General features: G+C 70.8%; 23 protein-coding genes. 1 reads left to right on the top strand and 22 read right to left on the bottom strand.

Annotation, left to right across the window (positions count from 1 at the left end; translation table 11 throughout):
* Positions 1-31: 31 nt before the first annotated feature.
* From carB to pyrR, 6 genes are all read right to left on the bottom strand, one after another.
* The gene (gene carB / locus IE242_RS14500) at positions 32-3,340 is read right to left on the bottom strand and encodes a carbamoyl-phosphate synthase large subunit (RefSeq protein ID WP_189859097.1); all 3,309 of its coding nucleotides are present in this window, start codon (positions 3,338-3,340) and stop codon (positions 32-34) included.
* Complete coding sequence (gene carA, locus IE242_RS14495) at positions 3,333-4,475, bottom strand: glutamine-hydrolyzing carbamoyl-phosphate synthase small subunit (RefSeq protein ID WP_189859095.1); 1,143 nt, start codon at positions 4,473-4,475, stop codon at positions 3,333-3,335. The genes carB and carA overlap by 8 nt, the downstream gene beginning before the upstream one ends.
* Positions 4,472-5,089, bottom strand: coding sequence for a PH-like domain-containing protein (locus tag IE242_RS14490; RefSeq protein ID WP_189859094.1), 618 nt, complete (start codon positions 5,087-5,089; stop codon positions 4,472-4,474). Before IE242_RS14490 ends, carA begins: the two co-directional genes overlap by 4 nt.
* Positions 5,086-6,372: a dihydroorotase gene (locus IE242_RS14485; RefSeq protein WP_189859092.1), complete on the bottom strand. Its 1,287-nt coding sequence runs from the start codon at positions 6,370-6,372 to the stop codon at positions 5,086-5,088. The genes IE242_RS14490 and IE242_RS14485 overlap by 4 nt, the downstream gene beginning before the upstream one ends.
* A gap of 5 nt (positions 6,373-6,377) precedes the next feature.
* On the bottom strand, positions 6,378-7,355 hold the full coding sequence (locus tag IE242_RS14480; RefSeq protein ID WP_189859090.1) for an aspartate carbamoyltransferase catalytic subunit: 978 nt from the start codon (positions 7,353-7,355) through the stop codon (positions 6,378-6,380).
* 121 nt (positions 7,356-7,476) lie between these two features.
* Positions 7,477-8,061 carry a bifunctional pyr operon transcriptional regulator/uracil phosphoribosyltransferase PyrR gene (pyrR, locus tag IE242_RS14475; protein ID WP_189859088.1) on the bottom strand — a complete coding sequence of 195 codons (585 nt, stop codon included), beginning with the start codon at positions 8,059-8,061 and terminating at the stop codon, positions 7,477-7,479.
* Between the two features lie 243 nt (positions 8,062-8,304).
* Between pyrR and bldD the strand changes: the two genes are divergently transcribed.
* Positions 8,305-8,805, top strand: coding sequence for a transcriptional regulator BldD (gene bldD / locus IE242_RS14470; protein WP_015661809.1), 501 nt, complete (start codon positions 8,305-8,307; stop codon positions 8,803-8,805).
* 246 nt (positions 8,806-9,051) lie between these two features.
* On the opposite strand, the gene nusB is transcribed toward bldD, so the two are convergent.
* The 16 genes from nusB to IE242_RS14390 form a co-directional block, all read right to left on the bottom strand.
* Positions 9,052-9,483, bottom strand: coding sequence for a transcription antitermination factor NusB (gene nusB, locus IE242_RS14465; RefSeq protein WP_189859086.1), 432 nt, complete (start codon positions 9,481-9,483; stop codon positions 9,052-9,054).
* Between the two features lie 2 nt (positions 9,484-9,485).
* Entirely contained in the window at positions 9,486-10,052 is a 567-nt protein-coding gene (gene efp, locus IE242_RS14460) for an elongation factor P (protein ID WP_020938844.1), read from the bottom strand.
* Between the two features lie 47 nt (positions 10,053-10,099).
* Complete coding sequence (locus tag IE242_RS14455; RefSeq protein WP_189859084.1) at positions 10,100-11,206, bottom strand: aminopeptidase P family protein; 1,107 nt, start codon at positions 11,204-11,206, stop codon at positions 10,100-10,102.
* A gap of 189 nt (positions 11,207-11,395) precedes the next feature.
* A complete protein-coding gene (locus IE242_RS14450; RefSeq protein WP_189859082.1) occupies positions 11,396-12,346 on the bottom strand; it encodes a Pro-rich N-terminal domain-containing protein in 951 nt (316 codons plus the stop codon).
* Between the two features lie 169 nt (positions 12,347-12,515).
* Positions 12,516-13,610, bottom strand: coding sequence for a 3-dehydroquinate synthase (gene aroB / locus IE242_RS14445; RefSeq protein WP_189859080.1), 1,095 nt, complete (start codon positions 13,608-13,610; stop codon positions 12,516-12,518).
* Entirely contained in the window at positions 13,607-14,134 is a 528-nt protein-coding gene (locus IE242_RS14440; RefSeq protein WP_189859078.1) for a shikimate kinase, read from the bottom strand. Before IE242_RS14440 ends, aroB begins: the two co-directional genes overlap by 4 nt.
* The gene (gene aroC / locus IE242_RS14435; protein ID WP_189859076.1) at positions 14,131-15,315 is read right to left on the bottom strand and encodes a chorismate synthase; all 1,185 of its coding nucleotides are present in this window, start codon (positions 15,313-15,315) and stop codon (positions 14,131-14,133) included. Before aroC ends, IE242_RS14440 begins: the two co-directional genes overlap by 4 nt.
* A gap of 170 nt (positions 15,316-15,485) precedes the next feature.
* Positions 15,486-16,322: a shikimate dehydrogenase gene (locus IE242_RS14430; RefSeq protein ID WP_189859074.1), complete on the bottom strand. Its 837-nt coding sequence runs from the start codon at positions 16,320-16,322 to the stop codon at positions 15,486-15,488.
* Entirely contained in the window at positions 16,319-18,079 is a 1,761-nt protein-coding gene (gene mltG, locus IE242_RS14425) for an endolytic transglycosylase MltG (RefSeq protein WP_189859072.1), read from the bottom strand. The genes IE242_RS14430 and mltG overlap by 4 nt, the downstream gene beginning before the upstream one ends.
* 123 nt (positions 18,080-18,202) lie before the next feature.
* The gene (gene ruvX, locus IE242_RS14420; RefSeq protein WP_189859071.1) at positions 18,203-18,667 is read right to left on the bottom strand and encodes a Holliday junction resolvase RuvX; all 465 of its coding nucleotides are present in this window, start codon (positions 18,665-18,667) and stop codon (positions 18,203-18,205) included.
* Positions 18,668-18,678: 11 nt separating this feature from the next.
* Complete coding sequence (gene alaS, locus IE242_RS14415; protein ID WP_189859069.1) at positions 18,679-21,351, bottom strand: alanine--tRNA ligase; 2,673 nt, start codon at positions 21,349-21,351, stop codon at positions 18,679-18,681.
* Positions 21,351-21,722: a hypothetical protein gene (locus IE242_RS14410; RefSeq protein WP_189859067.1), complete on the bottom strand. Its 372-nt coding sequence runs from the start codon at positions 21,720-21,722 to the stop codon at positions 21,351-21,353. The genes alaS and IE242_RS14410 overlap by 1 nt, the downstream gene beginning before the upstream one ends.
* 7 nt (positions 21,723-21,729) lie before the next feature.
* Positions 21,730-22,173 carry a DUF948 domain-containing protein gene (locus IE242_RS14405; protein WP_189859065.1) on the bottom strand — a complete coding sequence of 148 codons (444 nt, stop codon included), beginning with the start codon at positions 22,171-22,173 and terminating at the stop codon, positions 21,730-21,732.
* Positions 22,174-22,396: 223 nt separating this feature from the next.
* A complete protein-coding gene (gene rpsD / locus IE242_RS14400; protein WP_030577314.1) occupies positions 22,397-23,011 on the bottom strand; it encodes a 30S ribosomal protein S4 in 615 nt (204 codons plus the stop codon).
* A 292-nt stretch (positions 23,012-23,303) separates the two neighbouring features.
* On the bottom strand, positions 23,304-24,659 hold the full coding sequence (locus IE242_RS14395; protein ID WP_189859063.1) for a replication-associated recombination protein A: 1,356 nt from the start codon (positions 24,657-24,659) through the stop codon (positions 23,304-23,306).
* Positions 24,660-24,702: 43 nt separating this feature from the next.
* A complete protein-coding gene (locus tag IE242_RS14390; RefSeq protein WP_189859061.1) occupies positions 24,703-25,344 on the bottom strand; it encodes a vitamin K epoxide reductase family protein in 642 nt (213 codons plus the stop codon).
* Between the last annotated feature and the right edge of the window lie 52 nt (positions 25,345-25,396).

Below are 25,396 nucleotides of genomic sequence, written 5' to 3'. Positions count from 1 at the left end.
GTTTCGGTGTCCCCCTCTAGTGGTCGGCCGGTCAGTCGCGGGCTGCCGTCAGATGTTCGGCGTGTTCCTGGAGGGAGCGGACGCCCACCCCTCCGTGGTGGAGCGCGTCGATGCCCTGCACCGCCGCCGCGAGCGCCTGCACGGTGGTCAGGCACGGCACGGCGCGGGCCACGGCCGCCGTACGGATCTCGTAGCCGTCGAGGCGGCCGCCGGTGCCGTACGGGGTGTTGACGATCAGGTCGACCTCGCCGTCGTGGATCAGCTGGACGATCGTCTTCTCGCCGTTCGGGCCGGTGCCCTCGCTCTGCTTGCGGACGACCGTGGCGTTGATGCCGTTGCGGCGGAGCACCTCGGCCGTGCCGGACGTGGCGAGCAGCTCGAACCCGTGGGCGACCAGCTCACGCGCCGGGAAGATCATCGAGCGCTTGTCCCGGTTGGCGACCGAGATGAACGCGCGGCCCTTGGTGGGCAGCGGCCCGTACGCACCGGCCTGCGACTTGGCGTACGCCGTGCCGAAGACCGAGTCGATGCCCATGACCTCGCCGGTGGAGCGCATCTCCGGGCCGAGGACCGTGTCGACACCGCGTCCGGAGGTGTCCCGGAAGCGGGACCAGGGCAGCACGGCCTCCTTGACGGAGATCGGCGCGTCGAGCGGCAGGGTGCCGCCGTCGCCGTTCTTCGGCAGCAGGCCCTCGGCGCGCAGCTCGGCGACGGTCGCGCCCAGCGAGATACGGGCGGCGGCCTTGGCGAGCGGCACCGCGGTCGCCTTCGAGGTGAAGGGGACGGTGCGGGACGCGCGCGGGTTGGCCTCCAGGACGTAGAGGATGTCGCCTGCCAGCGCGAACTGGATGTTGATCAGGCCGCGGACCCCGACGCCCTTGGCGATGGCCTCGGTGGAGGCGCGCAGGCGCTTGATGTCGTACCCGCCGAGGGTGATCGGGGGCAGGGCGCACGCCGAGTCGCCGGAGTGGATGCCGGCCTCCTCGATGTGCTCCATGACGCCACCGAGGTAGAGCTCCTCGCCGTCGTACAGCGCGTCGACGTCGATCTCTATGGCGTCGTCCAGGAACCGGTCGACGAGGACCGGCCGGGAGGGGCTGATCTCGGTCGACTCGGCGATGTAGGACTCCAGCCGCGCCTCGTCGTACACGATCTCCATGCCGCGGCCGCCGAGCACGTACGACGGCCGGACGAGGACCGGGTAGCCGATCTCGTCGGCGATGGCCTTGGCCTCGGCGAAGGTGGTGGCGGTGCCGTGCTTCGGGGCCGGCAGCCCGGCCTCGGCGAGCACCCGCCCGAAGGCGCCCCGGTCCTCGGCCGCGTGGATGGCCTCGGGCGACGTGCCGACGACCGGCACGCCGTTGTCCTTGAGCGCCTGCGACAGGCCCAGCGGGGTCTGGCCGCCGAGCTGGACGACCACACCGGCGATCGGGCCGGCCTGCGCCTCCGCGTGGACGATCTCCAGCACGTCCTCGAGCGTGAGCGGCTCGAAGTACAGGCGGTCGGAGGTGTCGTAGTCGGTGGAGACGGTCTCCGGGTTGCAGTTGACCATGACCGTCTCGTAGCCCGCGTCGCTCAGCGCGAAGGAGGCGTGGACACAGGAGTAGTCGAACTCGATGCCCTGGCCGATGCGGTTCGGGCCGGAACCCAGGATGATCACCGCGGGCTTCTCGCGGGGCGCGACCTCGGTCTCCTCGTCGTAGGAGGAGTAGAAGTACGGCGTCTTGGCCGCGAACTCGGCGGCGCAGGTGTCGACCGTCTTGTAGACCGGGCGGACCCCGAGGGCGTGCCGGACCTCGCGCACGACGTCCTCGCGGAGCCCGCGGATCTCCGCGATCTGCTGGTCGGAGAAGCCGTGCCGCTTGGCCTCGGCCAGCAGCTCGGGCGTGAGCTCCGGCGCGGCGGCCAGCTCGTCCGCGATCTCCTTGATCAGGAAGAGCTGGTCGACGAACCACGGGTCGATCTTCGTGTAGTCGAAGACCTCCTCCGGGGTGGCCCCGGCGCGGATCGCCTGCATCACGGTGTTGATGCGGCCGTCGGTCGGGCGGACGGCCTCCCGCAGCAGCTCGTCCTTGTCGCCGGGCTCCCCGACGAACGTGAACTGGCTGCCCTTCTTCTCCAGCGAGCGCAGCGCCTTCTGGAACGCCTCGGTGAAGTTCCGGCCGATGGCCATGGCCTCGCCGACCGACTTCATGGTGGTCGTCAGGGTCGAGTCCGCCGACGGGAACTTCTCGAAGGCGAAGCGCGGGGCCTTCACGACCACGTAGTCGAGCGTCGGCTCGAAGGAGGCCGGGGTCTGCTCGGTGATGTCGTTGGGGATCTCGTCGAGCGTGTAGCCGACGGCCAGCTTGGCGGCGATCTTGGCGATGGGGAAGCCGGTCGCCTTGGATGCGAGGGCGGAGGACCGGGAGACACGGGGGTTCATCTCGATGACGATGACCCGGCCGTCCTCGGGGTTCACCGCGAACTGGATGTTGCAGCCGCCGGTGTCCACGCCGACCTCGCGGATGACCGCGATGCCGATGTCGCGCAGGATCTGGTACTCGCGGTCGGTGAGCGTCATCGCCGGGGCGACGGTGATCGAGTCACCGGTGTGGACGCCCATCGGGTCGAAGTTCTCGATGGAGCAGACGACCACGACGTTGTCGTTCTTGTCGCGCATCAGCTCCAGCTCGTACTCCTTCCAGCCGAGGATGGACTCCTCCAGGAGCACCTCGGTGGTCGGGGAGAGCGTGAGGCCGGTGCCCGCGATACGGCGCAGCTCCTCCTCGTCGTGCGCGAAGCCGGAGCCGGCGCCGCCCATGGTGAAGGAGGGGCGGACGACGACGGGGTAGCCGCCGAGCGTCTCGACGCCCTTCAGCACATCGTCCATGGAGTGGCAGATCACGGAGCGGGCGGACTCGCCGTGCCCGATCTTCTTGCGGACCTCCTCGACGACGTCCTTGAAGAGGTCGCGGTCCTCGCCCTTGTTGATGGCCTCGACGTTGGCGCCGATGAGCTCGACGCCGTACTGCTCGAGGGTGCCCGCCTCGTGCAGCGAGATCGCCGTGTTGAGGGCCGTCTGACCGCCCAGGGTGGGCAGCAGCGCGTCCGGGCGCTCCTTGGCGATGATCTTCTCGACGAACTCCGGGGTGATCGGCTCGACGTACGTGGCGTCGGCGATCTCCGGGTCGGTCATGATCGTCGCCGGGTTGGAGTTCACGAGGATGACCCGGAGGCCCTCGGACTTCAGCACACGGCACGCCTGGGTGCCGGAGTAGTCGAACTCGGCGGCCTGGCCGATGACGATCGGGCCGGAGCCGATGACCAGGACGGACTGGATATCGGTGCGCTTAGGCACGCTGGCCCTCCATCAGGGAAACGAAGCGGTCGAACAGGTAGGCGGCGTCGTGCGGGCCGGCTGCCGCTTCGGGGTGGTACTGGACGCTGAAGGCCGGCTTGTCGAGAAGCTGGAGGCCCTCCACCACGTTGTCGTTCAGGCAGACGTGGGAGACCTCGGCGCGGCCGAAGGGGGTGTCGGAGACCTCGTCGAGCGGGGCGTCGACGGCGAAGCCGTGGTTGTGCGCGGTGACCTCGACCTTGCCGGTCGTACGGTCCTGCACCGGCTGGTTGATGCCGCGGTGGCCGTACTTCAGCTTGTAGGTGCCGAAGCCGAGCGCACGCCCGAGGAGCTGGTTGCCGAAGCAGATACCGAACAGCGGGGTGCCGCGCTCCAGGACGCCCTGCATCAGCGCGACCGGGTGGTCGGCGGTGGCCGGGTCGCCCGGGCCGTTGGAGAAGAACACGCCGTCCGGGTTCGCCGCGTAGATGTCGTCCAGCGTGGCGGTGGCGGGCAGCACGTGCACCTCTATGCCGCGCTCGGCCATGCGGTGCGGGGTCATGCCCTTGATGCCGAGGTCCACGGCGGCGACGGTGAACTTCTTCTCGCCGACCGCGGGGACGACGTACGCCTCCTCGGTGGTGACCTCCTCGTACAGGCTCGCGCCCTTCATCTGAGGGGCCTCCTGGACGCGGGCCAGCAGCGTGGCGTCGTCCCTCACGGCGTCCCCGCTGAAGATGCCGACGCGCATGGCGCCGCGCTCGCGCAGGTGCCGGGTGAGGGCGCGGGTGTCGATGCCGGAGATGCCGACGACGCCCTGGGCGGCGAGCTCCTCGTCGAGGGTGCGCCGGTGGCGCCAGCTGGAGGGCACGCGCGCGGGGTCGCGGACGACGTACCCGGCGACCCAGATCTGCTTGCTCTCGGGGTCCTCGTCGTTGACGCCGGTGTTGCCGACGTGCGGGGCGGTCATCACGACGACCTGACGGCGGTACGACGGGTCGGTGAGGGTCTCCTGGTAGCCGGTCATGCCGGTGGAGAACACGGCCTCGCCGAAGGTCTCCCCCACGGCCCCGTAGGCACGGCCACGGAAGATCCGGCCGTCCTCCAGGACGAGTACGGCGGGAGTCTTCGAAACTCCCCTGGTGGAGGTGGTCATCGTGCGCCTTCCGTTTCCTTCTTGTGGACCTTCTCGGTCTCTTCGACCTTCTGGATCATCTGGTTGAGGGTCTCGACCCATTCGTTGTGCTCGGCCGCGCGGTCGGAGCGGAACCCGGAGTCGAGCAGCTTGCCGCCGTGCTCCCACGTGACGATCAGCAGACCGCCCTCGGTGAGGACCTTGCCGGCGATGCCCTTGTCGAGGCGGGCCTCGCGCAGAGCGGCCACGGGGATGAAGAAGTCGGCCGCCCCGGGGCGTACGACGTCCACTCCCGCGTCCGTCAGCGTGAGCTCGGCCCGGCTGCGGGTGCCCAGGCCGTGCGCCACGATGCGGTCCAGCCACTGCCCGGCGGTGGTGGAGCCGTGGTAGCGGCCGCTCATCTCCAGTTTCGCCGGACCGGGGTCGTCGGGCGTGGCAGGCAGCTCCGGCAGGTCGCCCTGGAGGGTGCCGCGCCACTTCCAGCCCTCGCGCATCAGCCAGTAGACGAGGGCGACGAACAGGGCGAGGCCCACGAGCCAGCCGATACGGGCGGCCCAGTCGGTCACTTCGGCCGACTTCTGTTCGGCTGCGAGTACGGCCGCGCCTGCGGCGGCCGACAGATCAAGAGGTGTCACGTGAGCTTCCCGTCGACGAGCGTGGCCTTGCCCCGGAGCCAGGTGTGCGTGACACGGCCCGGCAGCTCGCGGCCCTCGTACGGGGTGTTGCGGCTGCGCGAGGCGAAGCCCGCGGGGTCCACCGCTCCACGGTATGCCGTGTCGACGAGGGTGAGGTTGGCGGGCTCACCAGCCGAGACGGGACGGCCGTGACCGGTGGCCTGTCCGATGCGCGCGGGCTTGAAGGACATCCGGTCGGCGACGCCGGCCCAGTCCAGCAGGCCCGTGTCGACCATCGTCTCCTGGACCACCGACAGCGCGGTCTCCAGGCCGACCATGCCCATGGCGGCCGCGGCCCACTCGCAGTCCTTGTCCTCGTGCGGGTGCGGGGCGTGGTCGGTGGCGACGATGTCGATCGTGCCGTCGGCGAGCGCCTCGCGCAGGGCCATCACGTCGCGCTCGGTGCGCAGCGGCGGGTTGACCTTGTAGACCGGGTTGTACGACCGCACCAGCTCGTCCGTGAGGAGCAGGTGATGCGGGGTGACCTCGGCGGTGACGTCGATGCCGCGGGACTTGGCCCAGCGCACGATCTCCACCGACCCGGCGGTCGACAGGTGGCAGATGTGGACGCGCGAGCCGACGTGCTCGGCGAGCAGCACATCGCGGGCGATGATCGACTCCTCGGCCACCGCCGGCCAGCCCCCGAGGCCCAGCTCGGCGGAGACAACGCCCTCGTTCATCTGGGCGCCCTCGGTCAGCCGCGGCTCCTGCGCGTGCTGGGCGACCACGCCGCCGAAGGCCTTCACGTACTCCAGCGCGCGGCGCATGATCACCGCGTCGTCCACGCACTTGCCGTCGTCGGAGAAGACGGTGACACCGGCCGCGGACTCGTGCATGGCGCCCAGCTCGGCGAGCTTGCGGCCTTCGAGCCCGACGGTGACGGCGCCGATGGGCTGCACGTCGCAGTAGCCCGACTCCTGGCCGAGCCGCCAGACCTGCTCGACGACACCGGCGGTGTCGGCGACCGGGAAGGTGTTGGCCATGGCGAACACGGCGGTGTACCCGCCGGAGGCCGCCGCGCGCGTACCGGTCAGCACGGTCTCGGAGTCCTCGCGGCCCGGCTCGCGCAGGTGGGTGTGCAGGTCGACGAGGCCCGGCAGGAGCACCTTGCCGTCGGCCTCGACGACCTCGGCGCCCTCGGCGGACAGCCCGGTACCGACGGCCTCGATGGTCCCGCCGTCGATCAGGACGTCCTGGGGCTCGCCGCCGAGCACCTTCGCACCGCGGATCAGGGTCTTGCTCATGTTCTTCACTTCTCCTCGGTACGGCTATGGGTGACGGCGGGCTCGTTGCCGCCCAGCAGCAGGTACAGGACCGCCATGCGGATGGAGACGCCGTTGGCGACCTGCTCGACGACCGTGCAGCGGTCGGAGTCGGCGACCTCGGCGGTGATCTCCATCCCGCGGACCATGGGGCCGGGGTGCATCACGATGGCGTGCTCGGGCATCTTCGCCATGCGGTCGCCGTCGAGGCCGTAGCGCCGGGAGTACTCGCGCTCGGTCGGGAAGAACGCCGCGTTCATCCGCTCGCGCTGGACGCGCAGCATCATCACCGCGTCGGACTTGGGCAGCGTCGAGTCGAGGTCGTAGGAGACCTCGCAGGGCCAGGTCTCGACGCCGACCGGCAGCAGGGTGGGCGGGGCGACGAGGGTGACCTCGGCGCCGAGGGTGTGCAGCAGGTCGACGTTGGAGCGGGCGACCCGGCTGTGCAGGACGTCGCCGACGATCGTGATGCGCTTGCCGGCGAGGTCCTGGCCGAGCCCGGCGTCCCGGCCGACCAGGCGGCGCCGCATGGTGAAGGCGTCCAGCAGCGCCTGGGTGGGGTGCTGGTGGGTGCCGTCACCGGCGTTGATCACGGCGGCGTCGATCCAGCCGGAGGTGGCCAGGCGGTACGGGGCACCGGAGGCGCCGTGCCGGATGACGACGGCGTCGACGCCCATGGCCTCCAGTGTCTGAGCGGTGTCCTTCAGGGACTCGCCCTTGGAGACGCTCGACCCCTTGGCGGTGAAGTTGATGACGTCCGCCGACAGCCGCTTCTCGGCGGCCTCGAAGGAGATCCGGGTGCGGGTCGAGTCCTCGAAGAAGAGGTTGACGACGGTACGGCCGCGCAGGGTCGGCAGTTTCTTGATCGGCCGGTCGGCGACCCGGGCCATCTCCTCGGCGGTGTCGAGGATCAGGACGGCGTCGTCACGGGTGAGGTCGGCGGCCGAGATGAGATGACGCTGCATCTTTTCAGGCTCCGTAAGGCGGTTCTGTTCGGGAGGCATGGGCCCGCCGCGTGGGCGCGGCCGGGCGTGCGGGCGCGCGCGGGCGCACGGGTGGCGTACGAGGGCCGGGTACGCCGGAGTGCTAGCGCTGCGCGTCCGGGGCGGCGGTCGGCTTCGCACCGAGCAGGACGGTGTCGCGACCGTCCTCCTCGGCGAGCTGGACCTTGACCGTCTCCCGCAGCGACGTGGGGAGGTTCTTGCCGACGTAGTCGGCGCGGATCGGCAGTTCGCGGTGGCCGCGGTCGACGAGGACGGCGAGCTGCACCGCGCGCGGGCGCCCGATGTCGTTCAGCGCGTCGAGGGCGGCCCGGATGGTGCGGCCGGAGAAGAGGACGTCGTCGACGAGGACGACGAGGCGGCCGTCGAGGCCGTCACCGGGGATCTCGGTGCGGGCCAGCGCACGCGGCGGCTGCAGGCGCAGGTCGTCGCGGTACATGGTGATGTCGAGGGAGCCCACCGGGATCTGCTTCTCGGTGATCTGCTCCAGCTTGGCGGCGAGCCGGCGGGCGAGGAAGACGCCCCGGGTCGGGATGCCGAGGAGCACCACGTCGTCGGCGCCCTTGGCGCGCTCGACGATCTCGTGGGCGATGCGGGTCAGTACCCGCGCGATGTCGGGGCCCTCGAGAACGGGCCGCGCATCGGACGCTTGCGTGTCCAGCTTGTCCATAAGAAACGGACCTCCTTCTCCGCCTCACGGGACGGACCTTAAAGGACGTCGGAATTGCGCCATCCACGGTAGCAGGCTCGAACAACCGCCCTGATCACCCCCCTGGCGTAACAGACAGCGGTTACCACGGAAGAGTCGGTACGGACCATTCGGCTTGACGGGGAAGAGTCACGCTGCGTAACCTCACAGTGAGTCACCAGCCGCGCGGCGTCGCCGCGCGATGACACAGTGTCCGGGAGCTATATGTCCAGCGAATACGCCAAACAGCTCGGGGCCAAGCTCCGGGCCATCCGCACCCAGCAGGGCCTTTCCCTCCACGGTGTCGAGGAGAAGTCCCAGGGACGGTGGAAGGCGGTCGTGGTCGGTTCGTACGAGCGCGGCGACCGCGCCGTGACCGTACAGCGCCTTGCCGAGCTGGCGGATTTCTACGGGGTTCCGGTGCAGGAGCTGCTGCCGGGCACCACCCCCGGCGGCGCCGCCGAGCCGCCGCCGAAGCTGGTCCTGGACCTGGAGCGCCTCGCCCACGTGCCGGCCGAGAAGGCGGGCCCCCTGCAGCGTTACGCGGCCACGATCCAGTCGCAGCGCGGCGACTACAACGGCAAGGTGCTCTCGATCCGCCAGGACGACCTGCGCACCCTCGCCGTCATCTACGACCAGTCGCCCTCGGTCCTCACCGAGCAGCTGATCAGCTGGGGCGTCCTGGACGCGGACGCGCGCCGCGCGGTCTCCCACGAGGAGGCCTGACCGCTCCGCGGGCTCAGCAGAAACGTGCCGCCAGGGTGGTCGGAACCAGAAGGCCCGGCCACCCCGGCGGTTTGTGCATACCCGGGCAGCACCTGAAACGCTGGAGGGCCCGCAGCATGTGTGCTGCGGGCCCTCCAGCGTTGAAGAACGGCGCGCCCCTGCAAGGGGCGCGGGGAACTGCGCGACCAGCCACGAACGACCCGCGGCCGACATCGCACAGCAACCCCTACGGCGCTCCCCCGCTGCCTACTGCTCGCGGCGCAACGAAGGCTTCAGCTCCTTCAGCCGACCGAGCAGCCCATTGACGAACGAGGGCGACTCGTCCGTCGAGAACTCCTTCGCCAGCTGCACCATCTCGTCCAGGACGACGGCGTCCGGGGTCTCGTCGACCCAGATCAGCTCGTACGCCCCGAGACGCAGGATGTTGCGGTCGACGACCGGCATCCTGTCGAGCGTCCAGCCGACGGCGTACTGCGCGATCAGCTCGTCGATGCGCCGCGTGTGCTCCGCGTAGCCCTCGACCAGCTGCATCGTGTACTCGCTCACCGGCGGCTGCCGGGTGTCGCTCCGGGAGTGCCGGACCCAGTCGGCGAGGACCGTCAGGACGTCGGCCCCGCGCTGGTCGCCCTCGAAGAGGATCTGGAAGGCGCGCTTACGGGCCGTGTTACGGGCGGCCACGGTTAGCTGTTCACCCGGCCGAGGTAGTCGCTCGTGCGGGTGTCGACCTTGATCTTCTCACCGGTGGTGATGAAGAGCGGGACCTGGATCTGGTGGCCGGTCTCCAGCGTGGCGGGCTTGGTGCCGCCGGTGGAACGGTCGCCCTGGACGCCCGGCTCGGTCTCCTGGATGACCAGCTCGACGGCGGCGGGCAGCTCGACGAAGAGCACCTCGCCCTCGTGCTGGGCGACGGTGGCCGTGAAGCCCTCGATCAGGAAGTTGGCGGCGTCGCCGACGGCCTTGCGGTCGACCATGAGCTGGTCGTACGTCTCCATGTCCATGAAGACGAAGTAGTCGCCGTCCATGTAGGAGAACTGCATGTCGCGCTTGTCGACGGTGGCCGTTTCGACCTTGACGCCGGCGTTGAAGGTCTTGTCGACGACCTTGCCGGAGAGCACGTTCTTGAGCTTGGTGCGCACGAAGGCCGGGCCCTTGCCGGGCTTGACGTGCTGGAACTCGACGACGGACCAGAGCTGGCCGCCTTCGAGCTTGAGCACCAGGCCGTTCTTGAGGTCGTTCGTGGAAGCCACGGTTGCGGAATCTCCTGGACTGACGTGTACGACCGGGAAGACACGCGCTACAGCGCGAGCAGCTCCTTGGTCGTGATGGTGAGTAGCTCGGGTCCGCCATCCGCCTCGGGGCGGACGACGAGCGTGTCATCGATCCGGACGCCGCCCCGGCCCGGGAGGTGGACCCCCGGTTCGACGGTGACCGGCACGCAAGCGTCCAGTTTACCCATGGCCGCCGGGGCCAACTGCGGGTCCTCGATGTTTTCGAGGCCCACCCCGTGGCCCATCCGCGGAGCGAGTCCTTCCGCGTACCCCGCCGAGTCCAGGACGTGGCGGGCCGCGCGGTCCACGTCACGGTAGGCCACTCCGGGCGCGAGGGCCTGGCGGCCGGCGCGCTGGGCCGCGAAGACCAGGTCGTAGAGCTCGATCTGCCAGTCTGCGGGGGACGTGCCGATGACGAAGGTGCGGCCGATCTCGCAGCGGTAGCCGCGGTACGTGGCGCCGAGGCAGACGGAGAGGAAGTCGCCCTCCTCGACCCGCCGGTCGGTGGGCCGGTGGCCGCGGCGGCCGGCGTGGGGGCCGGTGGCGACGGAGGTCGCGAAGGCGGCGCTGTCGGCACCGTGGTCGACGAGACGGCGCTCCAGTTCGAGGGCGAGGTGGCGTTCGGTGCGGCCGACGAGGATCGACTCCAGCAGCTCCGCGAGCGCCTGGTCGGTGATCTCCGCGGCGATCCGCAGACAGGAGATCTCCTCCTCGTCCTTGACCACGCGCAGTTGCTCGACGGAGCCGCCGAGGTCGGTGAGGCGCAGCAGGGGGGCCACGGATACGAGGGCGCGGTGCCGGGTGACGGTGAGGTGGTGCTCCTCGACCGCGAGCGACTCGGCGCCCCGGCCCGCGGCGAGGTCGGCGGCGGCGACCGCGGGGTCCCCGCCCGAGCCGGGCAGGGAATGCACCCGCAACGCCTCGTCGGGCCGTCCGTCCTCGGACCGCTCGCCGGGCGTGCCGCGGCACAGCAGCAGGTCCTCGCCGGCGCCCAGCAGGAGGACGGCGTCCTGGATCGCCGTTCCCGCGAGGTACCGCACATTGGCCGGGCGGGTGACGAGCGCCGTCGCGCTGCCGCCCGCGTTGCAGCACTCCCGAAGCCGGGCCCGGCGGGCCGCGTACACCTCTGACATGGGCCGAGCCTATGAGCGGTGGCCGGAAACCGCCGGTCCAGAGGGTCCGGACGGGCGGCGGCTCGTCCGTACGGGGCGGGCCACGACACGGCCGGGACGCGCTGTCGTGACGCCCGCTGCCCGCCGTACTCACGGGGCGACGGCGCGCCCCCTCACGCCTCGCGGGGGCCGCGCACGCCCCCTGTCATGTCACCACTTCGGCGGGCTGGCGATCGACCGCGCCAGGATGTCGTCCAGGACACGGGCCGTCGCGGGGACGTCCAGCTGGGAGTTGTCGATGATCGGCAGGCCGGATCCGTACCAGCCGGCCATGCGGCCGTGGATGCGGGCGACCTCCTCGTCGGTGAGGCGGCGGTTGCCCGTGCGCTCCGCGTTGCGCTCCAGCACGATCTCCAGGCCGGGGAGCAGCACGACGGGCAGCAGCCCCGGGCCGACATGCCGTTTCCAGCCACCCAGCCCGACGACCGGGCGGTCGGGGAAGACGGCGTCGTCGAGGATGCAGGAGATGCCGTTGGCCAGGAAGTTACGGGCGGCGAAGCCGCAGGTCCGGCGGGCGAGACGATACTGCGCCTCGGAGTTGTCGTTCCAGCCCGACTGGGGATCGGCGAAGCCCGAGCGCACCCATTCCCGTACGTCGTCCAGGCTGATGTGGGCCGTGGGGACACGGCGGTGGTCCGCCCAGAACTTGGCGACGCTGGTCTTGCCCGCGCCCGCCGGGCCGATCAGCAGCACCGCGAGCGTGGCGGTGGTCGCGTCGGGCGTGCTCGGGGCGGGCGGTGCGCTCGGCGCGGTGACGGGGCCGCCGGGCGGAAGCTGCACATGCCCGGTGGTGTCCCGCGACGGCGGCGAGGACGCGTGGTGGGGTGCCGTCTGGTGCGGCGGGGCCTGGTGCGGCGGCGCCTGATGCGAAGGAGGGTGATGCGGAGGAGGCTGGTGCGGCGGGACCTGTGGGGCACCGGGCGGGAGCGGTACTCCGGCGAAGCCCGCACCGGGGGGAGTCGTCGGCGCACCGCCAGGGTGGCCCGGTGGCCCTGGATGACCTGTGTTGCCCGGATGGTGCGCGGCTGTGGACCAGGCGGCCGCGTTCCCGTGCCCCGGCTGATGGGGCGGCGGCAGCGGAGCTCCCACTGCGTGCTGCATCCGGTGCCACTCCGTCTCGTTCAGTCGCGTTGACGCTGGCCAGGACGGGGCGTCGGGCCCCGTTCCCTACCGAACGGTACCGTCCCCGGCCGTTGTTCGGTGAACGGCCGGGGACGGCCCGAAGTGCCCATGCCCGCACGGCGGGTCGGGCCGGGGTGCCGTACGGGCGCTACTGCCCGACCTCGCCGTAGGCGGCGAGCAGGACGGCCGGGTCGGGCCCCTCCAGGACGGTGGGCTTGGCGAGGCCGTCCAGAACGATGAAGCGCAGCAGGTCGCCGCGGGACTTCTTGTCCACCTTCATGTTCTCCAGCAGCTTGGGCCACTGGTCGTAGCGGTAGGTCAGCGGCAGCCCGACCGCCTCCAGGACCGTGCGATGGCGGTCCGCGGTGGCGTCGTCCAGCCGGCCCGCGAGACGGCCGAGCTCGGCGGCGAAGTGCATGCCCACCGCGACGGCCGCACCGTGCCGCCACTTGTAGCGCTCGTTCTTCTCGATGGCGTGGCCGAGGGTGTGCCCGTAGTTGAGGATCTCCCGCAGCCCGGACTCCTTGAGGTCCGAGGAGACCACTTCGGCCTTGACCCGGATGGCCCGCTCGATCAGCTCGGCGGTGTGCGGTCCCGCCGGGGTGCGGGCGGCCTCGGGGTCGGCCTCGATCAGGTCCAGGATCACCGGGTCGGCGATGAAGCCGGCCTTGATGACCTCCGCGAGCCCGGACACGTAGTCGTTGACCTGGAGCGAGTCCAGCGCGGCCAGGTCGCACAGCACGCCGGCCGGCGGGTGGAAGGCGCCGACCAGGTTCTTGCCCTCGGCGGTGTTGATGCCGGTCTTGCCGCCGACGGCCGCGTCCACCATGGCCAGCACCGTGGTGGGGATCGCGATCCAGCGCACCCCGCGCAGCCAGGTGGCCGCCACGAACCCGGCGAGGTCGGTGGTGGCGCCGCCGCCCACGCCGACGATCACATCCGTGCGCGTGAAGCCGGACTGGCCGAGCGCCTTCCAGCAGTAGGCGGCGACCTCGGCGGTCTTGGCCTCCTCGGCGTTCGGCACCTGGATGGCGACGGCCTCGTAGCCCTGCTCGGCCAGGTCGGCGCGGAGCGCGTCGCCGGTCTCGGCGAGCGCCTCGGGGTGGATCACCGCGACCCGCTTGGCCTTGGGCCCGATCAGCCCGCCGAGCTCCGCGAGGAGCTGCCGGCCGACCAGGACCTCGTACGGGTCGGTGCCCGCCGTACCGGCGACCTGGATCCGGGTGACTGCCTGCTCGCTCATGCCTGCTTCAACTCCATGGCGTCGAGGACCGCCTGGGCGACCTCTTCGGGGGTGCGTCCGTCGGTGGCCACGACCGCGCGGGCGACTTCGGTGTAGAGGTGGCGGCGGGCCTCCATCAGCTCCCGCCACTGCTTGCGCGGATTGACCGCGAGGAGCGGCCGGGCGGCGTTCAGACCGGTCCGCTGCGCCGCCTCCTCCACGTCCATCGACAGGTACACGACCTGGTGGGCGGCGAGCAGCGCGCGCGTGTCGGCGTCGAGGATCGCGCCGCCGCCGAGGGCGAGCACGCCGGTGTGCCCGGCCAGCGCGGCGGCCACCGCCCGCTTCTCCAGCGCGCGGAAGGCCGCCTCGCCCTCGTCGACGAAGATGTCCGCGATGCTGCGGCCCTGCTCGGCGACGATGTCGTCGTCGGTGTCCCGGTACGCGCAGCCCAGTCGCTCGGCCAGCAGCTGCCCGACGGTGGACTTGCCCACACCCATCGGGCCCACGAGGACGATCGACGGAGCGCTCGTCGGACGGCTCATCGGATGGCCAGGTTGTCGAGGTACGACGTGACGTTGCGCCGCGTCTCGGCCACGCTGTCCCCGCCGAACTTCTCCGCCACCGCGTCCGCCAGCACCAGCGCCACCATCGCCTCGGCCACGATCCCGGCCGCCGGCACCGCGCACACGTCCGAGCGCTGGTGGTGCGCCTGGGCGGCCTCACCCGTGCTGACGTCGACCGTGCGCAGCGCGCGCGGCACGGTCGCGATCGGCTTCATCGCCGCCCGGACGCGCAGCAGCTCACCCGTGGTCAGACCGCCCTCGGTGCCGCCGGAACGGCCGGAGGACCGCTTGATGCCCTCGTCCGTCGCGAGGATCTCGTCGTGCGCCTTCGAGCCCGGCACCCGGGCCAGGTCGAAGCCGTCGCCGACCTCGACACCCTTGATCGCCTGGATGCCCATCAGCGCGGCCGCGAGCCGGGCGTCGAGGCGGCGGTCCCAGTGCACGTGCGAGCCGAGGCCGACCGGCACGCCGTACGCCAGCACCTCGACCACACCGCCGAGGGTGTCGCCGTCCTTGTGGGCCTGGTCGATCTCCGCGACCATCGCCTTCGACGCGTCCTCGTCCAGGCAGCGCACCGGGTCGGCGTCCAGCTTCTCGACGTCGGCCGGGGTCGGGTACACGCCGTACGGGGCCTTCGCCGCCGCCAGCTCCACGACATGGCTGACGATCTCGATGCCGGCCGTCTCCTTCAGGTACGAGCGGGCCACGGCGCCCAGCGCCACACGGGCGGCGGTCTCCCGGGCCGAGGCGCGCTCCAGGATCGGGCGGGCCTCGTCGAAGCCGTACTTCTGCATGCCCGCCAGGTCGGCGTGGCCGGGCCGGGGGCGGGTCAGCGGCGCGTTACGGGCGAGCCCGTCCAGCGTCTCCCGGTCCACCGGGTCGGCCGCCATGACCTGCTCCCACTTGGGCCACTCGGTGTTGCCCACCATGACCGCGACCGGGGAGCCGAGGGTGAGGCCGTGCCGGACGCCGCCGAGGAAGGTGACCTCGTCCCGCTCGAACTTCATCCGGGCGCCGCGACCGTAGCCGAGCCGGCGCCTGGCCAGGTGGTCCGCCACCATCTCCGTGGTGATCGGCACGCCGGCGGGCAGACCCTCCAGCGTCGCGACGAGTGCGGGACCGTGGGACTCCCCCGCGGTCAGCCAGCGCAACCTGCTCAACGGTGCTCCTCATGCTCGCGCCCGGTACTGCGTCTGCCGCGGTGTACACGCGTCCTCGCGTACGGCAACGGCGTGACCGGGTGCGCGGCCCTGGCCCGCCAGGGACGATCCTCCCATGTCCGGGCGCCGGGACCGGCCGGAGGTCCATCAGGCGGGACGGAACCTGCCCTTCAGCGGGCCGCGAGCGCGTCCTCGCCCGCCTTGCGCATGACGTCCACCGGCGCCGGGACACGCCCCGTCATCTGCTCGACCTGCAGCACCGCCTGGTGCACCAGCAGGTCGAGGCCGCTGACGACGGCGCCGCCGTACATGGACCAGCGCGCCGCCAGCTCGGTCGGCCACGGGTCGTACAGCACGTCGAACAGGGTTGCGGGCATCTCCGGGACGGCGGCCGCCAGCGCGTCCGTCGTGCCGGCCGGGGTCGTCGCGACGACCAGCGGCGCGCGCAGCGCCTCGGCGGCGTCCGCCCAGTCGGCCGTGCGCACCTCGACGCCGAGCCGTTCGCCCCACTGCCGCATCTCGGCGGCGCGTGCCTCGCTGCGTACGTACGCCACGACCTCGCCGGTGCAGATCCGGCCGAGCGCGGCCAGCGCGGAGGAGGCGGTGGCGCCCGCGCCGAGGATCGCGGCCGAGTCGACCTGCTCGATGCCCCGCTCACGCAGGGCGGCGACCATCCCGGGGATGTCGGTGTTGTCGCCGGTACGCCGCCCGTCCTCGGTGAACACGACGGTGTTGACGGCCTCGACCGAGGCCGCCGTCTCGCTGATCCCGTCCAGCAGCGGAATGACGGCCCGCTTGAGCGGCATGGTCAGCGACAGCCCGGCCCACTCGGGGCCGAGCCCGCCGAGGAACGTCTCCAGCGTCCTCTCGTCGACCTCGAAGCGGTCGTACGACCAGCCCTCGAGCCCCAGTGCCGCGTAGGCGGCCCGGTGCAGCACCGGCGAGAGCGAGTGGTCGATCGGGGAGCCGAGCACGGCGGCCCGGCGCTTGGTGTCGTTGCCGCTCATTGTCCGTTCTGCGCCTCTTCGTACTTCTCGCGGTTGCGGTTGTGCTCTTCGTTCGTCACGGCGAAGAGCGTCTCGTCCTCACTGATGGAGACGAAGTAGTACCAGTCACCCTCGGCGGGTTCGAGCGAGGCCTTGATCGCCTCCTCGCCCGGGTTGCCGATCGGCCCGGGAGGCAGACCCCTGATCTTGTACGTGTTGTACGGATCGTTTATCTGCCGCAGGTCGTCGACCGGTCCCGTGGCGAGCTTGGACTCGCCGCGCAGGTAGTTCACCGTCGAGTCGAAGTCGAGGAGGCCGTAGGTCTCGGTGTTGTCGGGCTCGAGCCGGTTGTAGATGACCCGCGCCACCTTCTCGAAGTCGTGCTTGTACTTGCCCTCCGCCTGGACGAGGCTCGCCACGGTGAGAACCTGCAGCGGGTCCTCCAGATCGAGGCTCTGGGCCTTCTTCTCCAGGCCGAACTCGGCGTACTTCTGCTTGGAGAGGTTCACCATCTCCTTCAGCACGTCCTCGGGCTTCATGCCCTTGGCCACGGGATAGCTGGACGGGTAGAGGAAGCCCTCGAGCGGGTCCTTTATGTCCTTGTCGTCGTTCGCCCACTCCGGCAGGCCGAGCTGTGACCACTTGTCCTCGGCGACCGACTCGGTGGTGCCCGACTTCAGCTCCAGGCGCTTGTCGATCGCCTTGTAGATCTGGGCGTTGCGCTGTCCTTCGGCGATGACCAGGTTGTTGCGGCTCTTGGGGTCGAGCATGAGGGAGACGGCGTTCGCGGCGGACATCTGCGTGTTGAGGACGTAGACGCCGGCCTGGATCTTGTCCCCGTCGGGATTGTTCGCCTGCGCGGTCACGAACGCGTCGACGCTCTTGACGACGTCGGCCTTCTTCAGCTCCTGGCCGATCGTGTAACCGCTCGCGCCCTGGGAGATGGTGACGGTCACGGTCTTGTCCGTGCCCTCCCCCGCGTAGTCCGGGGCCGCGCCGAAACGGTCTTGGTAGAACTGGTAGCCGAAGTAACCGACGCCGCCGACGCCACCGCCGAGGACGAGCACCACCACCAGGCAGGCACAGCCGCTGCGGCGCTTCTTTCCGCCCTTGCCCGCCTTGGCTCCCTTGCCGCCCCGGCCCCGGCGGTCACCGCGTCCGCCACGCCCGCCCGGACCGCCGTCGCTGTCGACGTCGTCGTCCTCGTCGTCGTCTCCGCCCGCGAAGAACGCGTGTTCGCCCTGATCGGGGCCGGGATCCCAGTCGGTCTCCCGGGGCTCGGGCTCGGTGCGGCGGCGCCCGGGCTGCTCCGGCGGCGGGTACGCGTCGGAGGTGCCGTAGCGGTCGGGCTGTTCGGCGCCGTACGCACCGGCCTGGTTCCCGTAGGGGTCCGTGGGGTCCGCGGGGTACTGCGCCTGGGGCTGCCCCTGGATCCCGTGGGCCTCGGGCGCCCCGTGCATCCCGTCGAACGCATGGGCCCCGGTGTCCCAGCCGCCCTGGTACCCCTGCTGTCCCTGCTGTCCCTGTCCGTCGTACTGCGGGTGGTTCTGCCCGTCGTACTGCTGCGGGTACGACTGCTGCCCCGCGCCGTAACCGGGCTGCCCGCCCTGGCCCCAGTCGCCGTACTGCGCCTGCTGCTGCGGCTGCTGCGGATAGTGCTGCGGCCGGCCGCCGTAAGGGGGCTGCTGGGCCTGCTGCCCTCCCCATCCGTCGTCCCCGTACAACGGGTCCTCGGGATGCCACGGTTCGGAGCCTTGGCCCCGGCCATACTCAGTCATCGATCCCCTAGAGCCGCGAGGCGGCGGTCGCCCGGCTCAGGTGTTCCGGCCTCCGTCCCGCCTCTCTCTGTGCGGTGGCTGTTCGAACACCATCGCATCGCGCGGAACGTTACCGTATCGCGATCAGACAACCACTTCGACGCCCTCTCCCGGCGGCTTGCCTGACACCCGTTCGGATTCCAGCGCCTGCTGAAGGATGATCACAGCGGCTGCCTGGTCGATGACCGAACGGCCCTTCTTGGACTTCACGCCCGAGGCACGCAGCCCCTGACTGGCCGTCACCGTGGTCATCCGCTCGTCCACCAGTCGTACCGGCACGGGGGAGATGCCACGCGCCAGCTCCTGGGCGAAGCCACGGACCTTGGCCGCCGCCGGGCCCTCGCCCCCCTTGAGGGAGCGAGGGAGGCCGACGACGACCTCGAGGGGCTCGTACTCCTCGACGAGCTGCTTGAGCCGGCGCTGGGCGGCCGGGACGTCGCGTCCCGGCACCGTCTCGACCGGTGTGGCGAGGATCCCGTCGGGGTCGCACGAGGCGACCCCGATACGGGCGTCCCCGACGTCGATCGCGAGTCGACGTCCTCTGCGCATGGTTCCGGCCCTTACTTGGCGGTCTCGGCGACCAGGCGCTCGACGGCCTGGACGGCCTCGCCGACGGCGTCCGGGTTCTGGCCGCCGCCCTGGGCGACGTCCGGCTTGCCGCCACCGCCGCCGCCGAGGGTCTTGGCGGCGGTGCGGACCAGGTCACCGGCCTTCAGGCCGCGGTCGCGGGCGGCGTCGTTGGTGGCGATGACCGTCAGCGGCTTGCCGTTGTTCACGGTGAACAGGGCGACCACGGCGGCCCGGCCGCCCTGGATGCGGCCGCGCACGTCGAGGACCAGCTTGCGCAGGTCGTCGGGGGTCGTACCGTCCGGGACCTGACCGGTGACCACGGCGACGCCCTGCACGTCCTTGGCGGACTCGGCGAGCCCGGCGGCGGCCTGGAGGACCTTCTCCGCGCGGAACTTCTCGATCTCCTTCTCGGCGTCCTTCAGCTTGCCGAGCATGGCGGAGACCTTCTCCGGGAGCTCCTCCGGGCGGCCCTTGATCAGCTCCTGGAGCTGGGCGACGACCGTGTGCTCACGGGCGAGGAAGTTGTACGCGTCGACGCCCACCAGGGCCTCGATACGGCGCACACCGGAGCCGATCGACGACTCGCCGAGCAGCTTCACCAGGCCCAGCTGGGCGGTGTTGTGCACGTGCGTGCCGCCGCACAGCTCCTTGGAGAAGTCGCCGATGGTCACGACGCGGACCCGGTCGCCGTACTTCTCGCCGAACTCGGCGATGGCGCCCTGCTTCTTGGCCTCGTCGATACCCATGACCTCGGCGCGCACGTCCAGGTCGCGGGCGAGCACCTCGTTGATCTTCTGCTCGACGTCGGTCATCACGGCCGTCGGGACGGCGGACGGCGAGCCGAAGTCGAAGCGGAAGCGGCCGGGCTGGTTCTCGGAACCGGCCTGGGCGGCCGTCGGGCCGAGGGCGTCGCGCAGGGCCTGGTGGGTCAGGTGGGTGGCCGAGTGGGCGCGGGCGATGGCCTTGCGGCGGCGGGAGTCGATCGAGGCGTGGGCCGAGGCGCCGACGGTGACCTCGCCGACCTGGACGACGCCCTTGTGGACGTACACGCCCGGGACCGGCTTCTGGCAGTCGCGGACCTCGATGACGGCGCCGGAGTCGACCTTGATGCGGCCGGTGTCGCCGATCTGGCCGCCGCCCTCGGCGTAGAACGGGGTGCGGTCGAGGACGATCTCGACCTCGTCGCCCTCGGTGGCGGCCGGGGAGGACACACCGTCGACGAGGATGCCGACGATCCGGGACTCGCCCTCGGTGTCCGAGTAGCCGATGAAGTCGGTGGCGCCGGAGCTGTCGGCGATCTCGCGGTAGGCGCCGAGGTCGGCGTGGCCGGTCTTCTTGGCCTGGGCGTCGGCCTTGGCGCGCTCCCGCTGCTCCTTCATCAGCCGGCGGAAGCCGTCCTCGTCCACGGAGAGACCCTGCTCGGCGGCCATCTCCAGGGTGAGGTCGATCGGGAAGCCCCAGGTGTCGTGGAGCAGGAACGCCTTGTCGCCGGGCAGCACGGAGGAGCCGGCGGCCTTGGTCTCGGCGACGGCGGTGTCCAGGACGTTGGTGCCGGAGTTCAGCGTCTTGAGGAAGCGGGCCTCCTCGGCGAGGGCGACCTTCTCGATCCGCTCGCGGTCGGTGACGAGCTCCGGGTACTGCTGGCCCATCATCTCGATCACGGTGTCGACCAGGTTCTTCACGACCGGCCCTGTGGCGCCGAGCAGGCGCATGTTGCGGATGGCGCGGCGCATGATGCGGCGCAGCACATAGCCGCGGCCCTCGTTGCCGGGGCTGACGCCGTCGCCGATGAGCATGACGGAGGTGCGCATGTGGTCGGTGACCACGCGCAGGGAGACGTCCGAGTCATGGGCGTCGCCGTACGAGACACCGGTCAGCTCGGTGGCCTTCTTGATGACGGCCATCGAGGTGTCGATCTCGTACATGTTCTGCACGCCCTGCAGAATCATGGCGAGGCGCTCCAGGCCGAGGCCCGTGTCGATGTTCTTGCTCGGCAGGTCGCCGAGGATCTCGAAGTCCTCCTTCGAGGTGCCCTCGCCGCGCTCGTACTGCATGAAGACCAGGTTCCAGATCTCCACGTACCGCTCGTCGTTGACGGCCGGGCCGCCCTCGACGCCGAACTCCGGACCGCGGTCGTAGTTGATCTCGGAGCAGGGACCGCAGGGGCCGGGGACGCCCATGGACCAGAAGTTGTCCTTCTTGCCCAGGCGCTGGATGCGCTCGGCGGGGACGCCGACGACGTCGCGCCAGATCTGCTCGGCCTCGTCGTCGTCCTGGTAGACGGTGATCCAGAGCTTCTCCGGCTCCAGGCCGTAGCCGCCCTTGTCCTGGGGCGTGGTGAGCAGCTCCCAGGCGTACTTGATGGCGCCTTCCTTGAAGTAGTCGCCGAAGGAGAAGTTGCCGCACATCTGGAAGAACGTGCCGTGCCGCGTGGTCTTGCCGACCTCTTCGATGTCGGGCGTGCGCACGCACTTCTGCACGCTGGTGGCGCGGTCGAAGGGCGGCTTGACCTCACCCAGGAAGTAGGGCTTGAAGGGCACCATGCCGGCCGGGACGAGCAGCAGAGTCGGGTCGTCCGCGATGAGCGACGCCGAAGGGACGACGGTGTGCCCGCGCTCCTCGAAGAAGCTCAGCCAGCGGCGGCGGATTTCGGCCGACTCCATCAGTGGTCCTCATTCCGGTTGTACGAGTTGTAGGAGTTCGTCTGGTACGTCGAGCCTTCGACGTACTTGGGGGTGGTGCGGTTCTCGATGGCGGCGTGCTGCCGGGGTGCAGGGAGCTCGTGCTGGTCGACGGGCGTGTGCAGGCCGAGCGCGTCGCCCAGCTGCTCCTCGCGCTGCGCCATGCCGTCGCGGACGTCGAGCGCGAAGTCCACCGCGCGGTCCTTGATGCGGTGGCCGGCCTCGAGCGCCTTGTTCGCCGCCGTCGCGGCGAGGCTCTCCGGGGTCAGCTGCTTCAGCTTGCGGTTGACCTTGGTGGTGGCCCACACACCGGCGGCGACGCCCGTGGTGAACCAGAACGTACGACGGAACATCGGTGGGTCAGTCCTTCTTCCCCCGGCCGCGCTTCTCCTTGCGCGCGGACGGGACGGTGCGGCCGACGATCACGGTGCGGCGGGGCGCCTTGCCCGGCGTCTCCTCCTTGCGGGCGCCGAGGGCCCGGCGCACGCCGTAGCCGAACGCCGCGACCTTCACCAGCGGGCCGCCGAAGGTGGAGGCGACGGTGGTGGAGAGCGCCGAGGCGTTGGAGGTGACTTCCTGCACGTCGGAGGCGATCGCGTCGACCCGGTCGAGCTGCGTCTGCGCGGAGCGGACCGCGTCGGAGGCGTCGGCGAGCAGCGGGACGGCCTGGTCGGTCACGTCCGCGACGAGTTTGGTGGTCGCCTTGAGCGTCTGGGCCAGCCTCGCCAGCGCGACGGCGAGGAAGGAGACCAGGATCGCCCAGAAGACGGCCACCAGGATCCCGGCCACCTCTCCACCGGACACTGTGGCACCCGCTCCCTGGTACATGCCTGAACATCGAAAAGTCGTGCACCGAGCCTATCGCGCCCGGGAAGCCACTCCGTACCGCATTAACGGCCGCCCGGTCCGCCAGCGGCGACACGGACGCGGTGACCGGAATGCGGAAAGCCCGCCGTCCCGCCCGCCTCGGAGAAGCGGGAAGGACGACGGGCTGACGCGCGAGAGGACTACGTCCGCCGAAGCAGGATCAACGGGCGTAGTACTCGACGACGAGCTGCTCGTCGCAGATCACCGGGATCTCCTTGCGGTTCGGCTCGCGGTCCAGGCGGAACGCCAGGGCCTTGAGGTTCACCTGGAGGTAGCGCGGGGTCTCGCCGTCCGCGGCGAAGCCACCCTCGCGGGCGACCTCGAACAGCGGCTTCTGGCGGCTGCGCTCACGGACCATGACGACGTCGTCCGGCTTGACGCGGAAGGACGGCTTGTCGACCTTCTGGCCGTTGACCTCGATGTGGCCGTGGACGACCATCTGACGGGCCTGGTAGATCGTGCGGGCGATGCCCGAACGCAGGACCAGGGCGTCGAGACGGCGCTCGAGCTCGATGATCAGGGCCTCACCGGTCTTGCCCTGGACCTTGGAGGCACGCTCGTAGGCGCGGACGAGCTGGCGCTCGGACACGTCGTACTGCGCGCGCAGACGCTGCTTCTCGAGCAGACGGACCTTGTAGTCCGAGTTCTGCTTGCGGCCGCGGCCGTGCTCACCCGGCGGGTAGGGGCGGGCCTCGAAGTACTTGACGGCCTTCGGGGTCAGCGCGATGCCGAGGGCACGCGACTTCTTGACCTTGGGGCGGGACTGGTTCGCCACTGTTTCTCTTTTCCTAGTGTTCGGCTCGTCAGGGTTGTGGGAGGTCGCATCCGCAGCCGGGGATCCCGCCCCGTCCCGCTTAAGGGCCGAGGTGGGCAGCCGCCCCCTGGTCTGGGCACATACGTGCAGCACGCGAGTGGCCCACCGACCGTTCCCGGGGCTCCGGGTGGTGGTGGGCTGCCCGCGACACCTTCGACGGTGCGCGACGCTCCTGGAACCCGCTGGGGGTTCCGGCCGGGTGTCCCGCTCTGACAGCGCGGGACTCGGCACTCCGAGCGAGTTTACAGGGTGCTCAGGACCGCTTGCGACCGAGGTGCTTCCGGGTCCACTCCACCGCGTCCGCGTAGCGCGCCTCGGCGCCGTGCCGGGTCGGGGTGTAGTACTGCCGGTCCTTGAGCGCGTCCGGGGCGTACTGCTGGGCGGCGATCCCCTCGGGCAGGTCGTGCGGGTACACGTAGCCCTGGGCGTGGCCGAGCTTGGCGGCGCCCTTGTAGTGGCCGTCCCGGAGGTGCGGGGGCACGGGTCCGGCGAGGCCCTTGCGGACGTCCTCCATGGCGGCGCCGATGGCGGTGGTCGCCGCGTTGGACTTGGGGGCGAGGGCGAGCGCGATGGTGGCGTGGCTGAGGGTGAGGGCGGCCTCGGGGAAGCCGATCATGGCGACGGCCTGGGCGGCGGCGACCGCGATGGGCAGCGCGTTCGGGTCGGCGAGGCCGATGTCCTCGCTGGCGGAGATCATCAGCCGCCGGGCGATGAACCGGGGGTCCTCCCCCGCCTCGATCATGCGGGCCAGGTAGTGCAGGGCCGCGTCGACGTCGGAGCCGCGGATGGACTTGATGAGGGCGCTGGCCACGTCGTAGTGCTGGTCGCCGGAGCGGTCGTACTTCACCGCGGCCCGGTCGACGGTCTCCTCCAGGGTCTGGAGGCCTATCTCCGTCTCCCCCTTGTCGAGAGCGGCGCCGGCCGCTGCCTCCAGGGCGGTGAGGGCGCGGCGGGCGTCGCCGCCGGCGATGCGCAGCAGATGCTCCTCCGTCTCCTCGGGGAGGGTGACGGACTCCTTGAGGCCGCGCTCGTCGGTGAGGGCCCGGCGGAGCAGTCCGCGCAGGTCGTCGTCGGTGAGCGGTTCAAGGGTGAGGAGGAGGGAGCGGGAGAGCAGGGGGGAGATCACGGAGAAGTACGGGTTCTCCGTCGTCGCCGCGATCAGCGTGACCCAGCGGTTCTCCACGGCGGGGAGCAGGGAGTCCTGCTGGGCCTTGCTGAAGCGGTGGATCTCGTCGAGGAAGAGGACGGTCTCGGTGCCGTAGCCGCCGGTGGCGCGGCGGGCGCCGTCGATGACCGCGCGGACCTCCTTGACGCCCGCGGTGATCGCGGAGAGCTCCACGAAGCGCTTGTTGGTGGCCTTGGAGACGACGTACGCGAGGGTCGTCTTGCCGGTGCCGGGCGGGCCCCACAGGATCACCGAGGAGGGGCCGGCCGGGCCGCCGCCGGACTCGCCGACGAGTCTGCGCAGGGGCGAGCCCGGCTTCAGCAGGTGCTGCTGGCCCACGACCTCGTCGAGGGTGCGGGGGCGCATCCGTACCGCCAGGGGGCTGCTGGACGGTTCCTTCTCCTGGCGTTCTTCTGCGGCGGCGGTGAACAGGTCGGGCTCCACGCTGAAACCCTAAATCACCGCACTGACAGCGCGGCGGGCGCCGTCAGCTCGTCCAGAAGTCCCACCAGCGGGTCAGGATCAGCATGCCGATGACGCCGATGTGCATCACGGGCAGGACCCAGGTGAACTCGCCGAAGAAGCCCTTGAGCCAGCCCGGCGCGGGCAGATGGCCGTTGCGTACGTTGAACGACGTCACGTACCAGAACATGACGATCGTGGCGACCCAGGCCAGGCAGCACCACAGGCACAGCGAGTTGATCCGGTACAGGGACTGGAACTGGAGCCAGGTGACGAAGCCGACACCGAAGAGCGTGCCGGCGTTGAAGGTGAGCCAGTACCAGCGCGGGAAGGACGCGCGCGCGAGCAGGCTCATCCCGACGCAGATCACCATGCCGTACGCGACGAGGCCGAGCATCGGGTTCGGGAAGCCGAAGACCGACGCCTGGTCGCTCTTCATGATGTTGCCGCAGGAGACGACCGGGTTGAGGCTGCACCCGGGGGTGAAGTTCGGGTCCTCGAGCAGCTTGAACTTGTCGATCGTGATGACCCAGGAGGCCAGCAGTCCGGCCGCGCCCGTGATCAGCAGCATGATCGCGAAAGCGCGCCCGGCGCCCACCGCGGGGGCGCGCGAGGCGTCGGCGGGTTCCCGTTCGATGGGGACGTTCTTGACTGTTGTCTTGCTCATCACGTCGTATCCGTAGCGTCGTCGAAGAAGCCGTCCAGCACCGTCATTGTGC

Source organism: Streptomyces poonensis, from assembly GCF_014650915.1.
Taxonomy (GTDB): Bacteria; Actinomycetota; Actinomycetes; order Streptomycetales; family Streptomycetaceae; genus Streptomyces; species Streptomyces poonensis.
Note: the sequence above shows the minus strand (reverse complement) of the source record. Positions and strands in the feature narration are given on the sequence as shown.

Coding starts and splice junctions, on each gene's coding strand:
- carA (WP_189859095.1), bottom strand. CDS start 4,475: ATGACCACCTCCACCAGGGGAGTTTCGAAGACTCCCGCCGTACTCGTC.
- IE242_RS14485 (WP_189859092.1), bottom strand. CDS start 6,372: ATGAGCAAGACCCTGATCCGCGGTGCGAAGGTGCTCGGCGGCGAGCCC.
- IE242_RS14480 (WP_189859090.1), bottom strand. CDS start 7,355: ATGCAGCGTCATCTCATCTCGGCCGCCGACCTCACCCGTGACGACGCC.
- pyrR (WP_189859088.1), bottom strand. CDS start 8,061: ATGGACAAGCTGGACACGCAAGCGTCCGATGCGCGGCCCGTTCTCGAG.
- bldD (WP_015661809.1), top strand. CDS start 8,305: ATGTCCAGCGAATACGCCAAACAGCTCGGGGCCAAGCTCCGGGCCATC.
- IE242_RS14455 (WP_189859084.1), bottom strand. CDS start 11,206: ATGTCAGAGGTGTACGCGGCCCGCCGGGCCCGGCTTCGGGAGTGCTGC.
- IE242_RS14450 (WP_189859082.1), bottom strand. CDS start 12,346: ATGCAGCACGCAGTGGGAGCTCCGCTGCCGCCGCCCCATCAGCCGGGG.
- aroB (WP_189859080.1), bottom strand. CDS start 13,610: ATGAGCGAGCAGGCAGTCACCCGGATCCAGGTCGCCGGTACGGCGGGC.
- IE242_RS14440 (WP_189859078.1), bottom strand. CDS start 14,134: ATGAGCCGTCCGACGAGCGCTCCGTCGATCGTCCTCGTGGGCCCGATG.
- IE242_RS14430 (WP_189859074.1), bottom strand. CDS start 16,322: ATGAGCGGCAACGACACCAAGCGCCGGGCCGCCGTGCTCGGCTCCCCG.
- mltG (WP_189859072.1), bottom strand. CDS start 18,079: ATGACTGAGTATGGCCGGGGCCAAGGCTCCGAACCGTGGCATCCCGAG.
- ruvX (WP_189859071.1), bottom strand. CDS start 18,667: ATGCGCAGAGGACGTCGACTCGCGATCGACGTCGGGGACGCCCGTATC.
- alaS (WP_189859069.1), bottom strand. CDS start 21,351: ATGGAGTCGGCCGAAATCCGCCGCCGCTGGCTGAGCTTCTTCGAGGAG.
- IE242_RS14410 (WP_189859067.1), bottom strand. CDS start 21,722: ATGTTCCGTCGTACGTTCTGGTTCACCACGGGCGTCGCCGCCGGTGTG.
- IE242_RS14390 (WP_189859061.1), bottom strand. CDS start 25,344: ATGAGCAAGACAACAGTCAAGAACGTCCCCATCGAACGGGAACCCGCC.